The sequence below is a fragment of the Acidobacteriota bacterium genome (assembly GCA_016184105.1).
GTDB lineage: Bacteria > Acidobacteriota > Vicinamibacteria > Vicinamibacterales > 2-12-FULL-66-21 > JACPDI01.
In genome coordinates this window covers 104,761-120,045 of the sequence record JACPDI010000013.1, presented here as the reverse complement: position 1 = coordinate 120,045, position 15,285 = coordinate 104,761, and the positions used below count along the sequence as shown (strand labels likewise).

18 protein-coding genes are annotated in these 15,285 nt (G+C 67.8%); 13 read left to right on the top strand and 5 right to left on the bottom strand.

What is annotated here, in order from left to right:
- The coding region (locus HYU53_05860; GenBank protein ID MBI2220716.1) for a phosphomethylpyrimidine synthase ThiC at window positions 1-962 on the bottom strand (962 nt) is incomplete at its 3' end.
- Between the two features lie 85 nt (window positions 963-1,047).
- On the bottom strand, window positions 1,048-2,235 hold the full coding sequence (locus tag HYU53_05855) for a class I SAM-dependent rRNA methyltransferase (GenBank protein ID MBI2220715.1): 1,188 nt from the start codon (window positions 2,233-2,235) through the stop codon (window positions 1,048-1,050).
- A 29-nt stretch (window positions 2,236-2,264) separates the two neighbouring features.
- Here HYU53_05855 and rpiB point away from each other — a divergent pair, with 29 nt between their 5' ends.
- The 11 genes from rpiB to HYU53_05800 all read left to right on the top strand — a co-directional run bounded on the left by rpiB (window position 2,265) and on the right by HYU53_05800 (window position 11,657).
- Complete coding sequence (rpiB, locus tag HYU53_05850) at window positions 2,265-2,708, top strand: ribose 5-phosphate isomerase B (GenBank protein MBI2220714.1); 444 nt, start codon at window positions 2,265-2,267, stop codon at window positions 2,706-2,708.
- Between the two features lies 1 nt (window position 2,709).
- Window positions 2,710-3,987: a serine hydroxymethyltransferase gene (locus HYU53_05845; protein ID MBI2220713.1), complete on the top strand. Its 1,278-nt coding sequence runs from the start codon at window positions 2,710-2,712 to the stop codon at window positions 3,985-3,987.
- Complete coding sequence (locus HYU53_05840; GenBank protein MBI2220712.1) at window positions 3,948-5,966, top strand: ATP-dependent DNA helicase; 2,019 nt, start codon at window positions 3,948-3,950, stop codon at window positions 5,964-5,966. The genes HYU53_05845 and HYU53_05840 overlap by 40 nt, the downstream gene beginning before the upstream one ends.
- Window positions 5,967-5,999: 33 nt before the next feature.
- On the top strand, window positions 6,000-6,641 hold the full coding sequence (locus HYU53_05835; protein MBI2220711.1) for a Dam family site-specific DNA-(adenine-N6)-methyltransferase: 642 nt from the start codon (window positions 6,000-6,002) through the stop codon (window positions 6,639-6,641).
- Window positions 6,642-6,662: 21 nt separating this feature from the next.
- The gene (locus tag HYU53_05830) at window positions 6,663-6,998 is read left to right on the top strand and encodes a DNA adenine methylase (protein MBI2220710.1); all 336 of its coding nucleotides are present in this window, start codon (window positions 6,663-6,665) and stop codon (window positions 6,996-6,998) included.
- 192 nt (window positions 6,999-7,190) lie between these two features.
- Window positions 7,191-8,165 carry a tetratricopeptide repeat protein gene (locus HYU53_05825; protein ID MBI2220709.1) on the top strand — a complete coding sequence of 325 codons (975 nt, stop codon included), beginning with the start codon at window positions 7,191-7,193 and terminating at the stop codon, window positions 8,163-8,165.
- A 10-nt stretch (window positions 8,166-8,175) separates the two neighbouring features.
- The gene (locus HYU53_05820) at window positions 8,176-8,886 is read left to right on the top strand and encodes a YggS family pyridoxal phosphate-dependent enzyme (protein ID MBI2220708.1); all 711 of its coding nucleotides are present in this window, start codon (window positions 8,176-8,178) and stop codon (window positions 8,884-8,886) included.
- Window positions 8,879-9,439 carry a DivIVA domain-containing protein gene (locus tag HYU53_05815; protein ID MBI2220707.1) on the top strand — a complete coding sequence of 187 codons (561 nt, stop codon included), beginning with the start codon at window positions 8,879-8,881 and terminating at the stop codon, window positions 9,437-9,439. Before HYU53_05820 ends, HYU53_05815 begins: the two co-directional genes overlap by 8 nt.
- A gap of 50 nt (window positions 9,440-9,489) precedes the next feature.
- The gene (locus HYU53_05810) at window positions 9,490-9,804 is read left to right on the top strand and encodes a DUF167 domain-containing protein (protein MBI2220706.1); all 315 of its coding nucleotides are present in this window, start codon (window positions 9,490-9,492) and stop codon (window positions 9,802-9,804) included.
- 37 nt (window positions 9,805-9,841) lie between these two features.
- Window positions 9,842-11,083 (top strand): imidazolonepropionase, encoded by a 1,242-nt coding sequence (locus HYU53_05805; GenBank protein MBI2220705.1) that lies wholly within the window; start codon window positions 9,842-9,844, stop codon window positions 11,081-11,083.
- Complete coding sequence (locus HYU53_05800) at window positions 11,073-11,657, top strand: cyclodeaminase/cyclohydrolase family protein (protein MBI2220704.1); 585 nt, start codon at window positions 11,073-11,075, stop codon at window positions 11,655-11,657. Before HYU53_05805 ends, HYU53_05800 begins: the two co-directional genes overlap by 11 nt.
- On the opposite strand, the gene HYU53_05795 is transcribed toward HYU53_05800, so the two are convergent.
- From HYU53_05795 to lepA, 3 genes are read right to left on the bottom strand one after another with little or no spacing between them, the layout of a single operon-like run.
- On the bottom strand, window positions 11,658-11,996 hold the full coding sequence (locus tag HYU53_05795) for a hypothetical protein (GenBank protein ID MBI2220703.1): 339 nt from the start codon (window positions 11,994-11,996) through the stop codon (window positions 11,658-11,660).
- A 12-nt stretch (window positions 11,997-12,008) separates the two neighbouring features.
- Window positions 12,009-12,689, bottom strand: a complete 681-nt coding sequence (gene lepB, locus HYU53_05790) for a signal peptidase I (protein MBI2220702.1) — start codon at window positions 12,687-12,689, stop codon at window positions 12,009-12,011.
- A gap of 28 nt (window positions 12,690-12,717) precedes the next feature.
- Window positions 12,718-14,523, bottom strand: a complete 1,806-nt coding sequence (lepA, locus tag HYU53_05785; protein ID MBI2220701.1) for an elongation factor 4 — start codon at window positions 14,521-14,523, stop codon at window positions 12,718-12,720.
- 99 nt (window positions 14,524-14,622) lie between these two features.
- On the opposite strand from lepA, the gene HYU53_05780 reads away from it, so the two are divergent.
- Together HYU53_05780 and HYU53_05775 are read left to right on the top strand one after the other, a co-directional pair.
- Window positions 14,623-14,877: an antitoxin gene (locus HYU53_05780; protein MBI2220700.1), complete on the top strand. Its 255-nt coding sequence runs from the start codon at window positions 14,623-14,625 to the stop codon at window positions 14,875-14,877.
- Complete coding sequence (locus HYU53_05775) at window positions 14,874-15,266, top strand: type II toxin-antitoxin system VapC family toxin (GenBank protein MBI2220699.1); 393 nt, start codon at window positions 14,874-14,876, stop codon at window positions 15,264-15,266. The genes HYU53_05780 and HYU53_05775 overlap by 4 nt, the downstream gene beginning before the upstream one ends.
- Window positions 15,267-15,285 lie beyond the last annotated feature (19 nt).

Sequence of the window (15,285 nt, the reverse complement as noted above, 5' to 3'; positions counted from 1 at the left end):
TCGTACTCCCACGCGATGCGCGTCAGCTCGCCCTGCGTCTTCAGCTCGGCGAACTGCGCTTCGTCGTTCGCGTCGGCGATCGATCCCGGCCGCAGGCCGTCGCCGAGCGAGAAGGAGACGTCGTAGACGCGCATGATCTCGCAGATCTCGCGGAAGTGCGTGTACAGGAAGTTCTCCTGGTGATGCGCCAGGCACCACTTGGCCAGGATCGACCCGCCGCGTGACACAATGCCAGTAACGCGCCTGGCGGTCATCGGGACGTAGCGCAGCAGCACACCGGCGTGGACGGTGAAGTAGTCCACGCCCTGCTCGCACTGCTCGACGAGCGTGTCGCGGTACATCTCCCAGGTGAGATCCTCAGGCCGGCCGCCGGCCTTCTCGAGCGCCTGGTAAATCGGCACGGTCCCGATAGGCACCGGCGAATTCCGGATGATCCATTCGCGCGTCTCGTGAATGTCCTTGCCCGTGGAGAGGTCCATCACGGTGTCGGCGCCCCACAGCGTGGCCCAGCGCAGCTTCTCGACCTCCTCGTCGATCGACGAGCTGACGGCGGAATTGCCGATGTTCGCGTTGATCTTCACCGCGAAATTGCGGCCGATCGCCATCGGCTCGAGTTCGAGGTGGTTGATATTGGACGGGATGATCGCGCGCCCGCGCGCAACCTCCGACCGCACGAACTCCGGGTCGAGCCCTTCGCGCGTGGCGACAAACGCCATCTCCGGCGTGATCTCCCCCTTCTTCGCGTAGTGCATCTGCGTGACGACGCGCGCGCCGCGGCGTTCCGCCACCCACGCCTCGCGCAGCCTGGGGAGACCGTTACGGACGTCGTGGTCCCGCGGCCCGCTCGTGTCGTACACGCGCAGGGTCTCACCGTTCGACAGCGCGATCTCGCGCATCGGAACGCCCTGAACGTACACCTTGCGTGAGGCGGGAAAGGCGTCAGGAAGAGAGGAGCTGGTCATTTGATCACTATAGCAGGGCGCGGAGAGGAGATAAGGGGGACAGTCACACTTTCCAAAGCGGCCCAGGAAAGTGTGACTGTCCCCCTTATTCTCCCGCCTTTCGCAGAATCAGGCACTTCAGGTAGTAGGTCTCCGGGACGCCGATGAGCACCGGGTGGTCGCGGCCCTGGATGCGCTTGTCGACGAGCACCATGTCCGCGTGCGCGTCGGCGGCGGCGCGCTGCACGATCGCGCCGAACATCTCCTCGTCCACGTTGTACGAGCAGCTGCACGTCACGAGGATCCCGCCTGGCGCCAGCAGCTTCATCGCGCGCAGGTTGATCTCCTTGTATCCCGCCGCCGCCTTCGCGACGGCCGGCTTGCTCTTGGCGAACGCCGGCGGGTCGAGCACGATGGTGTCGAACGTCTCCCCCGCCCGATCGAACTCGCGCAGCTCGTCGAACACGTTGGCCGTGCGGGCGTCCACATTCCTGACGGCGTTCCGCGCTGCGTTCGCGCGAATGCGGGCCACCGCGTCCTCTGAAATATCCAGCGCGAGAGCCGTGTCACACTGGCCCGCGAGCGCGAGCGCGAACCCGCCGTGGTAGCTGAAGCAGTCGAGCAGCCGCCCTCGCGCCCACCGTCTGGCCGCGAGCCGGTTCTCGCGCTGATCGAGGAACAGGCCGGTCTTCTGTCCGTGCCACGGATCGATCTCGTACTCGACGCCGGCCTCACGGACGAAGACCTGCTCGGGCACCTCGCCGTGCAGCAGCTCCACCTTCTGCTCCAGCCCCTCGAGCAGCCGCACGCGCGGATCGTTCCGCGCGAGCACGCCGCGCGGCTGGACCAGGTCCACCAGATGCCTGACAAACGCGGACTGCAGACGGTCCGTGCCCTGCGAGAGCGCCTGCATCACCAGGTAGTCGCCGTATCGATCGACGACGAGGGACGGCAGGAGGTCGCCTTCGCCGTGGACCAGGCGGTACGCCGTCGTGTCGGTGGCGGCAACGTCCAACTGCCGCCGGTATTCGATCGCCCGTTCCAGCCGCCGGCGCCAGAACGCGTCGTCGATCCGCTCCTCGGCGCGCGACACCATCCGGATCGCGATCTCGGATCGATCGCTGTACAGCGCGCAGCCGAGCGGCCGGTGCCGCCCGCCGCGCCCGCTGACCACGCGGACGATCTCGCCGGCGCCCGCGTGCTCGACCGCGATGATGTCGGATCGGTACACCCACGGATGGCCCGCGCGAATGCGTTCTTCGCCGCGATGCGAGACGGTGACAGACGGGGTCATGGCCGGATGCCTATAGTACAATTGCGCGCATGCGCGTCGCGATCGGGGCCGATCACGCCGGCTTTCCCCTCAAAGAACACCTGAAGCAGACGCTGGCCGGGCTCGGTCACGAGGTCCAGGACCACGGCACCTCTGACAACACCGCCACCGACTACCCGCCAATCTGCGCCGCGGTGGGCCGGGCGGTGGCCGAAGGGCGCGCGGACCGCGGCATCGTGCTCGGCGGCAGCGGGCAGGGGGAGCAGATTGCGGCCAACAAGGTCCGCGGCGTGCGCGCGGCGCTCTGCAACGATCTCTACACCGCGCGCATGTCGCGCCTGCACAACGACGCGAACGTCCTCTCGATCGGCGGCCGCATCGTCGCGCCGGGACTGGCCGACGAGATCCTGAAAGTATGGCTGGAGACGGCGTTCGAAGGGGGACGCCACCAGCGGCGCATCGACCAAATCGCAGAAATCGAACGGAAGGCATAGCATGGCAGCATCGACCCAGGCGCCCACCCGCTGGCGTTCGCTGGCGGAATCCGACCCCGAAATCGCGAAGGCCATCTGCCAGGAAGTGCACCGGCAGAACGCCGGGCTCGAGCTGATCGCCTCCGAGAATTTCGTGAGCAGCGCCGTCCTCGAGGCCGCCGGATCGGTGCTCACCAACAAGTACGCCGAAGGGTATCCCGGCAAGCGCTACTACGGCGGCTGCGAGTTCGTGGACGTCGCCGAGAGCCTCGCCATCGAGCGCGCGAAGCAGCTGTTCGGCGCCGAGCACGCCAACGTGCAGCCGCACTCGGGCGCGCAGGCGAACATGGCGGTGTACTTCACGCTGCTCAAGCCGGGCGACGCGGTGCTCGGGATGAACCTCGCGCACGGCGGGCACCTGACGCATGGCCACCCGCTGAACTTCTCCGGGAAGCTCTACACGATCGTTCCGTACGGCGTCCGGAAGGAAGACGAGCGCATCGACTACGACGAACTGGAGCGGCTCGCGCGCGAGCACAGGCCGAAGATGATCATGGTCGGCGCGAGCGCCTACCCGCGCGTCATCGACTTCGCGCGCATCCGGAAGGTCGCCGACCAGGTCGGCGCGCCGGTCGTCGTGGACATGGCGCACATCGCGGGGCTCGTGGCAGCCGGCGAGCACCCCAGCCCCGTCCCGCACGCCGACTTCGTGACGACGACCACGCACAAGACGCTGCGCGGGCCGCGCGGCGGGCTGGTGCTGTGCACCGCGAAATACGCCAAGGAGCTGGACAAGGCCCTGTTCCCCGGCGTGCAGGGTGGACCGCTGATGCACATCATCGCCGCCAAGGCGGTGTGTCTGAAGGAAGCCCTGGAGCCGTCGTTCCAGGAATACCAACGCCAGATCGTGGCGAACGCGAAGCGGCTGGCATCGGCGCTGGCGTCCTCCGGGTTCCGCCTCGTCAGCGGCGGGACCGACAACCACCTGATGCTTGTCGATGTGTTCTCGAAGGGGATCACCGGGAAGGCGGCGGAAGCCGCGCTCGGACGGGCGGCGATCACCGTCAACAAGAACGCCATCCCGTTCGACCAGAACCCGCCGATGGTGGCGAGCGGGGTCCGCATCGGCACGCCCGCGGTGACGAGCCGCGGCATGCGTGAGGCCGAGATGGACCAGATTGCCGGCCTGATCAGCCGCGTGCTGAGCGCGCCGGACGACGAGCGGGCGATCGCCGATGTGCGCAACGACGTCGAGGCGCTGTGCCGGAAGTTCCCGCTGTACCCGGAGTCGCGGGCCTGATCGCCGCGGCGGAAGCCGCGTTCGACGAGGGGGGCGCGCTCGTGCGCGCCGTCGCCGGCTTCGAGCCCCGCCCGGCGCAGCGCGAAATGGCCGCCGCCGTGGCGCAGACGCTCGCCGAGGGGGGCACGCTGCTCGTCGAGGCGGGGACGGGCACCGGCAAGACGCTCGCGTATCTCGTCCCGGCCATCCTCAGCCGCAAGCGCGTTCTCCTCTCCACCGGCACGAAAAACCTGCAGGAGCAGATCTTCTTCAAGGATCTCCCCGCGCTTCGCGATGCGCTCGGCGTTCCGTTCACCGCCACGTACATGAAAGGGCGCGGCAACTATCTCTGCCTGCATCGCTTCGACTCCTTCAGGGAGCGACCCATGTTCAGGAGCCTCGACGAACGCGTCTACCTGCGCGCCGTCGAGGAGTGGGCGTGCGAAACGGAAACAGGCGATCGCGCCGAGCTGACCGACATTCCCGAGGACCTCGCCTTCTGGAACGACATTTCGGCGACGGCCGAGCAGTGCATCGGCCGCGAGTGCCCGCACTTCCAGGAGTGCTTCGTGACGCGGATGCGCCAGCGGGCCGCTGAATCCGACGTGGTCATCGTCAACCATCACCTGCTGTGCGCCGACGCGGCGGTGCGGCAGTCCACGTTCGGCGAGGTGATCCCGGAGTGCCACGTCGCGATCGTGGACGAGGCGCACCAGCTCGAGGATGTCGCGACGCAGTATTTCGGCTTCGCGGTGAGCACCTACCGGCTGGATGAACTCGCGCGCGACACGACGCGCGTGGTGGGCGGCGGCGTGGCATTCGACGCGGCCACGGCGCGGCAGCTTCTGGACGACACCTCGCGCGTGAGCGACGCGTCGCGTCACTTCTTCAGCCAGATCGAGTGGATGCTCCGCCAGGGGGCGCCCGGCTCCGAGGAGCGCGTCCGGTTCACCCGGAAGATGGCGGAGCAGGTCTGGGAGCCGGGGCTCGCGCTCGTCGATGCCCTGCAGGCGCTCGAAGCGACCATCCGCCTGGCGAAGGACGCTCCCGACGACCTGTTGAGCGCCGCTGGGCGCGCGGCGGAGATTCGCGACCAGCTCGGGCGATTGCTGCGCGCCGACGACCCCGAGTTCGTCTTCTTCGTCGAGCTGCGCGGCCGCCCCCTTCGACAGGCTCAGGGCGCCCCGAGCGCGTCGAGGGGCGGTGTCTTCCTGCGGGCGGCGCCGATCGACGTGTCGGCCGTCGTCCGCGAGCTGCTGCTCGATCGCATGCAGGCGACGGTCCTCACCTCGGCGACGCTCGCCGTGAACGGGACGTTCGCCTACATCCGCGCCCGCCTCGGCGTGAAGGGGGCGCGCGAGCTGCTGCTGCCGTCGGAGTTCGACTTCGCCTCGCAAGCCGTCCTCTACCTGCCACGAACGATGCCCGATCCGCGGTCCCCCGGTTTCCTCGAGGCCGCCTCCGAGCAGGTCGTGGAGCTGCTGCGGCGGAGCGACGGCCGGGCGTTCGTGCTGTTCACCAGCTACGCGGCGCTGCGCGACGTGCGCGCGCGGATCGAGGGGCGGCTGCCGTTCCCCCTCCTGGTCCAGGGGAGCGCGCCGCGCTCGGCGCTGCTGCAGCAGTTCCGCGAGACCGCGCACGCGGTGCTGCTGGCGACCTCCAGCTTCTGGCAGGGGGTGGACGTCGTGGGCGACGCGCTGAGCTGCGTCATCATCGACAAGCTGCCGTTCACGTCCCCCGGCGACCCGATCACCGCGGCCCGGATCGAGGCGGTGAACGCGGGCGGCGGCAACGCGTTCGCGGACTACCAGGTTCCCCTTGCGATCCTCGCGCTGAAGCAGGGGCTCGGACGCCTGATCCGCAGCCGCAAGGACCGTGGCGTGCTCGCCATCCTGGATCCACGCCTGCGCACGATGGGCTACGGCGCCCGCTTTCTCGCGTCGCTGCCCCCCGCGCCTGTGACGCACCGGCTGCAGGACGTGGAGAGGTTTTTCGCATGAGCGAAATCTCGTGAGAGATCGCAGGACGCAGACTTGGAAGAAGGGCCGGAGAATCGGCGTGCTACCATCACGTCGCCCGGCGCACGCATGCCCGTAGGAGCTGTCTCCCGCAACGTCTCAGAACCGCGTGTGCCGGCGGATGGCGTACGTCCGTTTCTTAAATGGGCTGGCGGAAAGAGACAGCTACTCGCCGAGATACGGCACTTCTATCCGAGCAGCCTGGGGCGCTATTGGGAGCCCTTCCTGGGCAGCGGCGCCGTGTTTTTTGATTTGTGGAACCGGGGATTCCTCGACGGCAAGCCTGCGTTCCTGATCGACAACAACGCTGACCTGGTGGGCTGCTATCAGGCGATTCGCAACGACGTGGAAAGCGTCATATCGGGGCTCGAGTCGCTTCAGAAATGCCATTCGAGAAACGAACGCAAGACGTTCTATGACGTTCGCCGGCGCTTCAACACCAAGAGGCTGAGTCTGCTTGACGGCACCAACGCGGCGTACGACCCCGAACTGGCGTCGATGTTGATCTACCTTAACCGCACGGGATTCAACGGTCTGTTCCGCCTCAATTCTCGGGGATCGTTCAACGTTCCGCTGGGGCGTTACTCCAACCCCCACATTTGCGATGCACAGAACCTTCGGGCGGTCAGCTGTGTGCTGAAGACGGATGGCGTCTAGCTTCGGTGTGGTTCATACGAGATGGCGTTGGAAGGGGCGCGCCGCGGTGACTTCGTGTATTTTGACCCGCCTTACGCGCCGTTGAGCGCGACGGCGAATTTTCGTTCCTACACCGCCGAAGGGTTCACGGCCGGCGATCAGAAGCGCCTGCAGCAAGTCGTCGTGCAACTTGCCCGGCGCGGGTGCGCTGTGCTGCTCAGCAACTCGAGCGCGCCTGAAATCGAGCAACTCTACGAGCACCACACTGACGCGCGTCGCGCCGGATTGAAAGCAAGACGTGTGAAGGCACGTCGCGCTATCAACTCCAAGGCCAGCTCACGGGGCGCGGTTGACGAGTTCCTCATCACTAATATCTAAGGGTGACGGGCTTTCCTCGAACATGCGGTCGTACCTTCACTCGACGGAAAAGGCAGTCCAATTCGGCGATGCGGAGGCTTGGCTGAGGCTGTTCTTTGGGCTGCCAGACGAGGACCTCATCGGTTCGAGGCCCGGGGTGCTAAACTAATCAACAGTCAGGCACTTCTATCACTTCATTTCGGGAGGGCATCTATGCTGCGAGCTACCATCAGGCGCTCGCTTCTGGGCGTGCTCGTCATCGGGGCGATCGTCTTCGTGGCCGCTCCAGCGTCGGCGCAGACCGGCGCGGTCAAGGGTAAGGTCGTGGACGGCCAGGGCGGTGCCATTGACGGCGCCAAAATCGTGATCCAGTCCGCCGACAGCGCCGCGCGGAAATACGAGACCAAGAGCAACAAAAAGGGGGAGTTCTTCCAGATCGGCCTCGCGCCGGGCAACTACAAGGTGTCGGCCGAGAAGGACAAGCTGTTTCAGAGCTTTGACGTGCGGGTCCGCCTAGGCGACCCGATGAACGTCAACTTCGTCCTGGTTGCCGGGGCTGGGGCCGCCAACCCCGAGGAAGCGACCAAGAAAGCCGCGGCCCTCCGCGCCTCGTTCGACGAGGCCGTCGCCCTCAGCCAGGCCGGCAAGAACGAAGAGGCGATCGCGAAGTTCAACGAGATTGCCGTCTCGGCGCCGACCTGCGCCACCTGCTTCGCGAATATCGGCGCCATCCACCTCAAGTCCTCGAAGTACGACGACGCCGAGGTCGCTTACAAGAAGGCGCTCGAGGTCGATCCGAACCTGATCGCCGCCAAGACGGGGCTGATGAACGTCTACAACGCGCAGCGCAAGTTCGACCTCGCCGAGAAGATGGCGGCCGAAGTCGCGCAGGCGTCAGGCGGAGGCGAGGGGGGCGGCGGGAATCCCGACGCGCTCTACAACCAAGGCGTCGTCCAGTGGAACGCGAACAAGTTCCAGGAAGCGCAGGCGGCCTTCGAGGGTGCGATCACGGCGGATCCCAACCACGCCGAATCGCACTTCATGCTGGGCAAGGTGTTCATCAACCTCGGCAAGCTCGCCGAGGCGGCAGCCGAGTTCGAAACGTACCTCAAGCTCGCGCCCGACGGCCCGAACGCCAAGGAAGCGCAGACGAACTTCGACGCGCTGAAGGGGTTCATCAAGAAGTAGGAACCGGACACTGATTACCGGGCACGACATCGCACAGAACCTCCAGGCGGTCCGCGAACGGCTTGACGCCGCGGCGCGGGCCGCCGGACGAGACCCCTCGTCGGTCCGTCTCATCGCCGTTTCGAAAACGTTCAGCCTCGACTACGTGAGGGCGGCGGCAGCCGCCGGCCAGCAGGATTTCGGCGAGAACCGCGTGCAGGAGGCCCTGCAGAAGATCGAGGCTTCGACCGAACAACAGGTGAGGTGGCATCTCATCGGCCACCTGCAGTCGAACAAGGCCCGCAGGGCCGTGGGTGCATTCGCCTGCATCCACTCGGTGGACAGCCTGGAGCTGCTGCGCAAGCTGGACGAGGCCGCGGTCGCGCAGGGGGTGCGGCCGGAGGTGCTCGTCCAGGTGGACCTGGCCGGCGAGTCGACCAAATTCGGGGCCCCGCCGGACGAGGCGCGCCGGATCGTCACGGAGGGGGCCGCGTGCCGCGGGCTCCGGCTGGCGGGGCTGATGATCATCCCGCCGTTCCTGGACGAGGCCGAGCAGGTGCGCCCCTACTTCGCCCGGCTGCGCGAGTTCCGCGACGAGCTGGCGCGGGGGGACGCCGACGCCGCGAGCCTTCGCGAGCTGTCGATGGGCATGAGCCACGATTTCGAGGTCGCCGTGCAGGAAGGGGCGACCATGGTCCGGGTTGGGACGGCCATATTCGGGAGGAGAGCGACCCATGTTTGACCCGCGAAAAGAAGAGACCTCGGCGGCGCCGCCCGAGCGCATCATGCGCGTGTCGCCGCTCGACGTGCGGCAGCAGCGCTTCAAGAAGGTCCTGCGCGGCTACGACCGGGCCGAGGTGGTCGCATTCCTCACCGAAGCGGCCGACGATTACGAGCAGGCGCTGCTCGAGATCGACCGGCTGCGCGAGGACGTCAGGCGGCTCGAGGCGCTGCTCGGCGAGCACCGCGAGCGCGAGGCGAACCTGCGCAACACGCTGCTGACCGCCCAGCGGCTCGCCGATGAGATCAAGATCGCGGCGCAGAACGAGGCGAAATTGATCGTCCGCGAGGCGGAGGGGCGCGCGGACATGCTGCTCCAGAAGGCGCAGGGTCGGCTCGACGAGATCGACCGCGACATCAACGAGCTGCGGCTTCGGCGGCGGAACGTGGAGGGATCGCTCGAAGCGTCCATCCAGGCGCTCTACAGCGCGCTCGAGTTCATCCGGGAACAGGACCGCACGCGCGACGAAGGCCAGGTGCTGCTCCACCGCCCGCGCGCGGCCGGCGAGCCGTGACAAAGCGGCCGGTGAAAAAGGGGTCGGGAGCCTTTTTCCCTTCGCGCGACATGAACAAGGCTCCCGACCCCTTTTCCACGGGTGCGCGCGGCGTGGTGATCGCGGTCCGCGCGATGCCGCGTGCCGGTCGCAGCGGCATCGCGGGGCTGCGCGCCGGCGCCCTCCTGGTCAAGCTCGCCGCGGCGCCGGTGGACGGCGCGGCGAACGAGGAGCTGATCGACGTCCTCGCCTCCGCCCTCTCCCTGCCCAGACGCCGGCTTTCCGTTGTCAGCGGCGAGCGCGCGCGCGACAAGCGCGTGCTGGTTGAAGGCGCGTCGCTTGCCGAGATCGGGGCTCGCCTGTCAGATATAATCCGACCGGCCTGACGGTTTCGCCGGCCTGCCCGTTCCCATTTTCCCGTCCGTGACCGCCGACCTCCTCATCCGCCACGCGCATCTCGTCACCGCCCACGGCTCGACACCGCTGGCCGGCGAGGCGCAGCGCGCGGTGGTGTCCGTGCCCGACGGCACGATTGCATCCGCAAACGGACGCATCGTGTACGCGGGCGCCGATCCCGACGGCGGTATTTCCCTCGCGCCGGACGCGACCACGATCGATGCGCAAGGCGGAGCGCTGGTGCCGGGTTTCGTCGACCCGCACACCCACGCGATGTTCGCGGGCGACCGCCGCGCGGAGCTGCAGCGCCGGCTTGCCGGCGCGACCTACGCGGAGATCGCCGCCGGCGGCGGGGGCATCATCGCCACGGTGGCCGCCACGCGCGCGGCGGGCCGGGCGCAGCTCGTCGCGGAGACACGCACGCGGCTCGACGAGATGCTGGCGTGCGGCACGACGACAGCGGAGGTCAAGAGCGGATACGGTCTCGAGACCGGCGCGGAGTTGAAGATGCTGCGGGCGATCCGGGAGCTGGACGCCTCGCACGCGATCGATCTCGTGCCCACCTTCCTCGGGGCGCACGAGGTGCCGCCCGAGTACCGCTCGCGCCGGGAGGCGTACGTGCGTCTCCTGATCGACGAGATGATTCCGGCGGTCGCGCGCGAGCACCTCGCGGCCTGGTGTGACGTGTTCTGCGAAACGGGCGTGTTCACCCCGGGAGAGTCGCGCGACATCCTGCGGGCCGGTGCCGCGGCGGGAATGCAGCCGCGCGTCCACGCCGACGAACTCGGCGCGAGCGGCGGGTCGCAGGTCGCGGCGGAGGTCGGCGCGCGGTCGGCCGATCACCTGATCTTCGCGCCGCCCGAGGGCATCGACGCGATGGCCCGCGCCGGCGTCATCGCGACCCTCCTCCCGTGCGCCGCGTTCTACTTGAAGCTCGGCCGGTTCGCCCCGGCGCGCGAGTTCATCGCCGCGGGCGTGCCGGTGGCGCTCGCGACCGACGTCAACCCCGGCGGGGGTCTGTCGCCGTCCATGCCGTTTGCCATCGCGCTGGCCTGCTTCGGCATGCAGATGACGCTCGAAGAAGCGCTCGCCGCCGCGACGCTGAACGCCGCGTGCGCGCTCGACGCCGGCGATCGCATCGGCACGCTCGAGCCCGGCAAGGCCATGGACGCCGTCCTCGTGGACGGGCTCCCGATCAATCTCGTCCGCGTGGGCGCGCCGGCGATCCGCGCGGTCATCAAGTCCGGAAGGGTCGTTCATGCTCGTTGAGAAGACCGTCTCACAGATCCTGGATGCGTTCGCGTCGTCAGATCCCACGCCCGGCGGGGGATCCGCGTCCGCGCTGGCGGGGGCCGTCGGCGCGTCGCTCCTGCTGATGGTGGCGCGGATGCCGAAGACGAGGACCAGCGCCGAAGCCGACCGTCCATCGCTCGACGGTGCGGTCAACGTGGTCGGGCCCGCCGCCGCTCAGTTGCGCCAGCTGATCGATCGGGACACCGCGGCGTACGACGAGGTGGTCGCCGCCTACCGGTTGCCAAAGGCGAGCGACGAGGAAAAAGCCGCACGCAAGGAGGCCATCCAGCGCGCCGTGCGATCGGCCATCGAGGCGCCGCTCGCGGTGATGCGCGCCTGCCGCGCCGCGCTGGAGGCGGCCTCCGCGATCGAGCGCCACGGCAACCCGAACGCGGCCAGCGACGTGACGGTCGCAACGGAACTGCTGCGCGCGGGGCTCAACGGCGCCCGGGCGAACGTGGCGATCAACCTGCCGTCGATCACCGACGCGCAGTACGCCGACCGCGTGCGCACCGAGATCGCGGGATCTGAGATCCGCACTCTGCGGTGATCACGGCTGGACGTGCCAGGAATCTCCTTTGGGCTCCAGCCTGATCTCGTACACGTAGTTCGGGAGCAGCTTGATGCGCGCCGTGTACGGCGCGGCGATGCGGGTCGCGTTGGTGTCGGTGAGAATGACGACCGCGTCGGGGTCGAGCGGGATCTCGTACTCCGCCGCAAGCTGCAGGACGCGCTCCTTGAGTTGCTCCGGGGTCCGGCCGCGGCCGTAGCGCGCCGTCTCGGTCAGCGCATCATCGAACTGGAAGTAGTGGAGGTAGGCGACACCGGCGTTCCAGCCGGCGTAGAAGATCGCGGCGGCGATCGCGAGCTCGATCAGGCGTTTGAGCATCGGGGCCTCCGATCAGCGGATCACGTGCAGTAGCCGCTCCCAGCGTGTGCGCGTGAACACGTGCGCGACACCAGACACCATGCGGCCGAACGCGCCGTCCTCGCCCGCCTCCGGCTGCGTTTCAAACGACCAGTACACGAGCAGCGCCCTGCCCTTGACGTACTCGCGCGGCAGAAAACCCCAGTAGCGGCTGTCCTGCGAGTTGTCGCGGTTGTCTCCCATCACGAAATATTGATTGGGCGGGACGGTGACCGGGCCGTACTGCTCGCGCACGTCGAACGCGGCGAGCTCGCCGTACGCGCCGGCCGGCTGCAGGAAGTGGACGTACGGCTCGTCGAGCGGCCGGCCGTCGATGTAGACCGTCTTCGCCCGCACTTCCAGCGTTTCTCCCGGCAGCCCGATCACGCGCTTGATGAAGTCCCGCTCCGGATCCTCGGGATACTTGAACACCACGACGTCGCCGCGCCGGACCTGGTCGATCGGGAGCAGCGCGCGCTCGAGGCCGCCGGCGGTCGGGCCGTACCGGAACTTGTTGACGAGGAGATGATCGCCGACAAGCAGGTTGTTTTCCATCGAGCCGGTCGGGATCTTGAAGGCCTGCACGACCCAGGTGCGCACGAACAGGGCGAGGATCACCGCGATGACGATCGACTCGAAGTATTCGCGCAGGGTCGACTTCTGAAACTCGGCCATCGTTATCTCACCGGGCGGACCGCGGCCGCTACCCTTCCTGCCCGACCTTGAGCACCGCGAGGAAGGCTTCCTGCGGGATCTCGACCCGGCCGACGCGCTTCATCCGCTTCTTGCCTTCCTTCTGCTTCTCGAGCAGCTTGCGCTTGCGGCTGATGTCGCCGCCGTAGCACTTCGCGAGCACGTTCTTCCGCAGCGCCTTCACGCTCTCGCGCGCGACAATCCGGCTGCCGATCGCCGCCTGGATCGCCACCTCGAACATCTGCCGCGGGATCAGCTCCCGCATCTTCGACGCCAGCGCGCGCCCGCGCTGGTACGCCGCGTCGCGATGGACGATGATCGACAGGGCGTCCACGGGGTCGCCGTTCACCAGGATGTCGAGTTTGACCAGGGGGGATTCCCAGTAACCGGTCAGATGATAATCGAGGGAGGCATACCCGCGCGAGATCGTCTTCAGGCGGTCGTAGAAATCGAGCACCACCTCTGCGAACGGCAGCTCGTAGGTCAGCATGACCCGGTCCGACGCGAGGAATTCCATGTGCTTCTGCACCCCGCGCTTCTCCTGACAGAGCTGCAGGATCCCCCCAACGTGCTCCGACGGGGTGATGATGGTGGCCGTGATGACCGGCTCCTCGAACTTCTCGATCCGGCCGCTGTCGGGCAGCTTTGCCGGGCTGTCGATCTCGCGCACCTCGCCGTCGGTGGTCGTCACCCGGAACAGCACGCCCGGCGCGGTCGTGACCAGATCCACGTCATATTCGCGCTCGAGCCGCTCCTGGACGATTTCCATGTGCAGGAGCCCCAGGAACCCGCAGCGGAACCCGAACCCCAGCGCGGCCGACGTCTCGGGCTCGAAATGGAACGAGGCGTCGTTCAGGCGAAGCTTCTCGAGCGCCTCGCGCAGTTCGGGATACTCGTGTCCCTCGACGGGGTACAGCCCCGCGAAGACCATCGACTTCAGCTCCTTGAACCCGGGAAACGGGGCCGCGGTCGGACGCGCCGATTCGGTGATGGTGTCGCCGATCTTGGCGTCGCTCACCGTCTTGATGTTGGCGACGAGGAAGCCCACCTCGCCGGCGCCGAGCGCCTCGACGGGCACGGGCTTCGGCGAGAACACGCCCACCTGCTCGATCTCGTACTCCTGCCCCGCCGCCATCAGCGTGACCTGCATCTTCGGGCGGAGCACGCCGTCGATGACCCGCGTGAGAATGACGACGCCGCGGTACGGGTCGTACCAGGAATCGAAGATGAGGGCCTTGAGCGGCGCGTCCAGGTCGCCGGAGGGCGGAGGCAGCCGCTTGACGACCGCCTCGAGGACGTCGCGCACGCCCGTACCGGCCTTGGCGCTGGCGAGCACGGCATCGTGCGCGTCGAGCCCGATCACTTCCTCGATCTGACGCCGCGCTTCGTCCGGCTGCGCGCCCGGCAGGTCGATCTTGTTGATCACCGGGACGATCTCGAGGTTGTTCTCGACCGCGAGATACGCGTTGGCGAGCGTCTGCGCCTCGACCCCCTGCGACGCGTCCACGAGCAGCACGGCCCCCTCGCACGCAGCGAGCGACCGCGTCACCTCGTACGAAAAGTCGACGTGTCCCGGCGTGTCGATCAGGTTGAGGACGTACTCCTGGCCGTCGTCAGCCCTGTAGGTGAGCCGGACCGCGTGCGCCTTGATGGTGATGCCGCGTTCGCGCTCGAGGTCCATGCTGTCCAGGACCTGCTCCTCCATCTCGCGCGCCTGGAGCGCCCCGGTCAGCTCGAGAAACCGATCCGCCAGGGTCGACTTGCCGTGATCGATGTGGGCGATGACGGAGAAATTCCGGATGTACTGGCGATCCATGCGTGGCCGATCCAGAGATTATAGCATTGCGGATCAGGCACTTACCGGCGCCGCGCGGACGCCCGGTGCCTTCTGGCATACGTATGGTATACTCATCATGTGAGTAAGAGGCTTCAGGTGCTGCTCGAGGAGACCGAGTACCGGCGGCTGCAGCGCCAGGCGCGGCGGCACGGCACCACGGTGGCCTCGCTCGTCCGCGAGGCCCTGCGCGCCGCCTGGGACGAGGAGCCGGCCGCCAGCCCGGAACGGAAGCTGGCGGCGGTCCGCGCCGCTGTCCGGCACGCGTTTCCGATTGGCGAGATCGGCCAGGTGCTCGACGAGATCGAGCGCGGGCGCCGCGACCTGTCCCTGTGATCTTCATCGACTCCAATATCCCGGTGTACCTGGTGGGCCAGCCGCATCCCCACAAGGCGGACGCGCAGCGGCTGCTCGAACGGCTCGTCGCCACGCGCCAGCGGCTGGTGACGAGCGCGGAGGTGTTCCAGGAGATCCTGCACCGGTACGCGGCCATCGCCCGCCGCGACGCCATCGCGCCGGCGGTGGAAGCGCTGGACGGCCTGGTCGACAACGTGTTCGGCATCGACATCCAGGACGTCCGGCGGGCGCAGGGCATCGTGCTGGCGTACCCGGTGAGCGCGCGCGACGCGCTGCACGTGGCCGTCATGGAGCATCACGGGGTGAAAGAAATCCTGACGTTCGATCAGGGCTTCGACGGATTCCCCGGCATCACGCGTATCGCCTAGCGACGGCCGCGGCCGGCGT

Bases quoted from the DNA above. Each gene is read 5' to 3' on its own strand.
- HYU53_05855 (MBI2220715.1), bottom strand. From the start codon at position 2,235: ATGACCCCGTCTGTCACCGTCTCGCATCGCGGCGAAGAACGCATTCGC.
- rpiB (MBI2220714.1), top strand. From the start codon at position 2,265: ATGCGCGTCGCGATCGGGGCCGATCACGCCGGCTTTCCCCTCAAAGAA.
- HYU53_05845 (MBI2220713.1), top strand. From the start codon at position 2,710: ATGGCAGCATCGACCCAGGCGCCCACCCGCTGGCGTTCGCTGGCGGAA.
- HYU53_05830 (MBI2220710.1), top strand. From the start codon at position 6,663: ATGGCGTTGGAAGGGGCGCGCCGCGGTGACTTCGTGTATTTTGACCCG.
- HYU53_05825 (MBI2220709.1), top strand. From the start codon at position 7,191: ATGCTGCGAGCTACCATCAGGCGCTCGCTTCTGGGCGTGCTCGTCATC.
- HYU53_05815 (MBI2220707.1), top strand. From the start codon at position 8,879: ATGTTTGACCCGCGAAAAGAAGAGACCTCGGCGGCGCCGCCCGAGCGC.
- HYU53_05810 (MBI2220706.1), top strand. From the start codon at position 9,490: ATGAACAAGGCTCCCGACCCCTTTTCCACGGGTGCGCGCGGCGTGGTG.
- HYU53_05800 (MBI2220704.1), top strand. From the start codon at position 11,073: ATGCTCGTTGAGAAGACCGTCTCACAGATCCTGGATGCGTTCGCGTCG.
- HYU53_05795 (MBI2220703.1), bottom strand. From the start codon at position 11,996: ATGCTCAAACGCCTGATCGAGCTCGCGATCGCCGCCGCGATCTTCTAC.
- lepB (MBI2220702.1), bottom strand. From the start codon at position 12,689: ATGGCCGAGTTTCAGAAGTCGACCCTGCGCGAATACTTCGAGTCGATC.
- lepA (MBI2220701.1), bottom strand. From the start codon at position 14,523: ATGGATCGCCAGTACATCCGGAATTTCTCCGTCATCGCCCACATCGAT.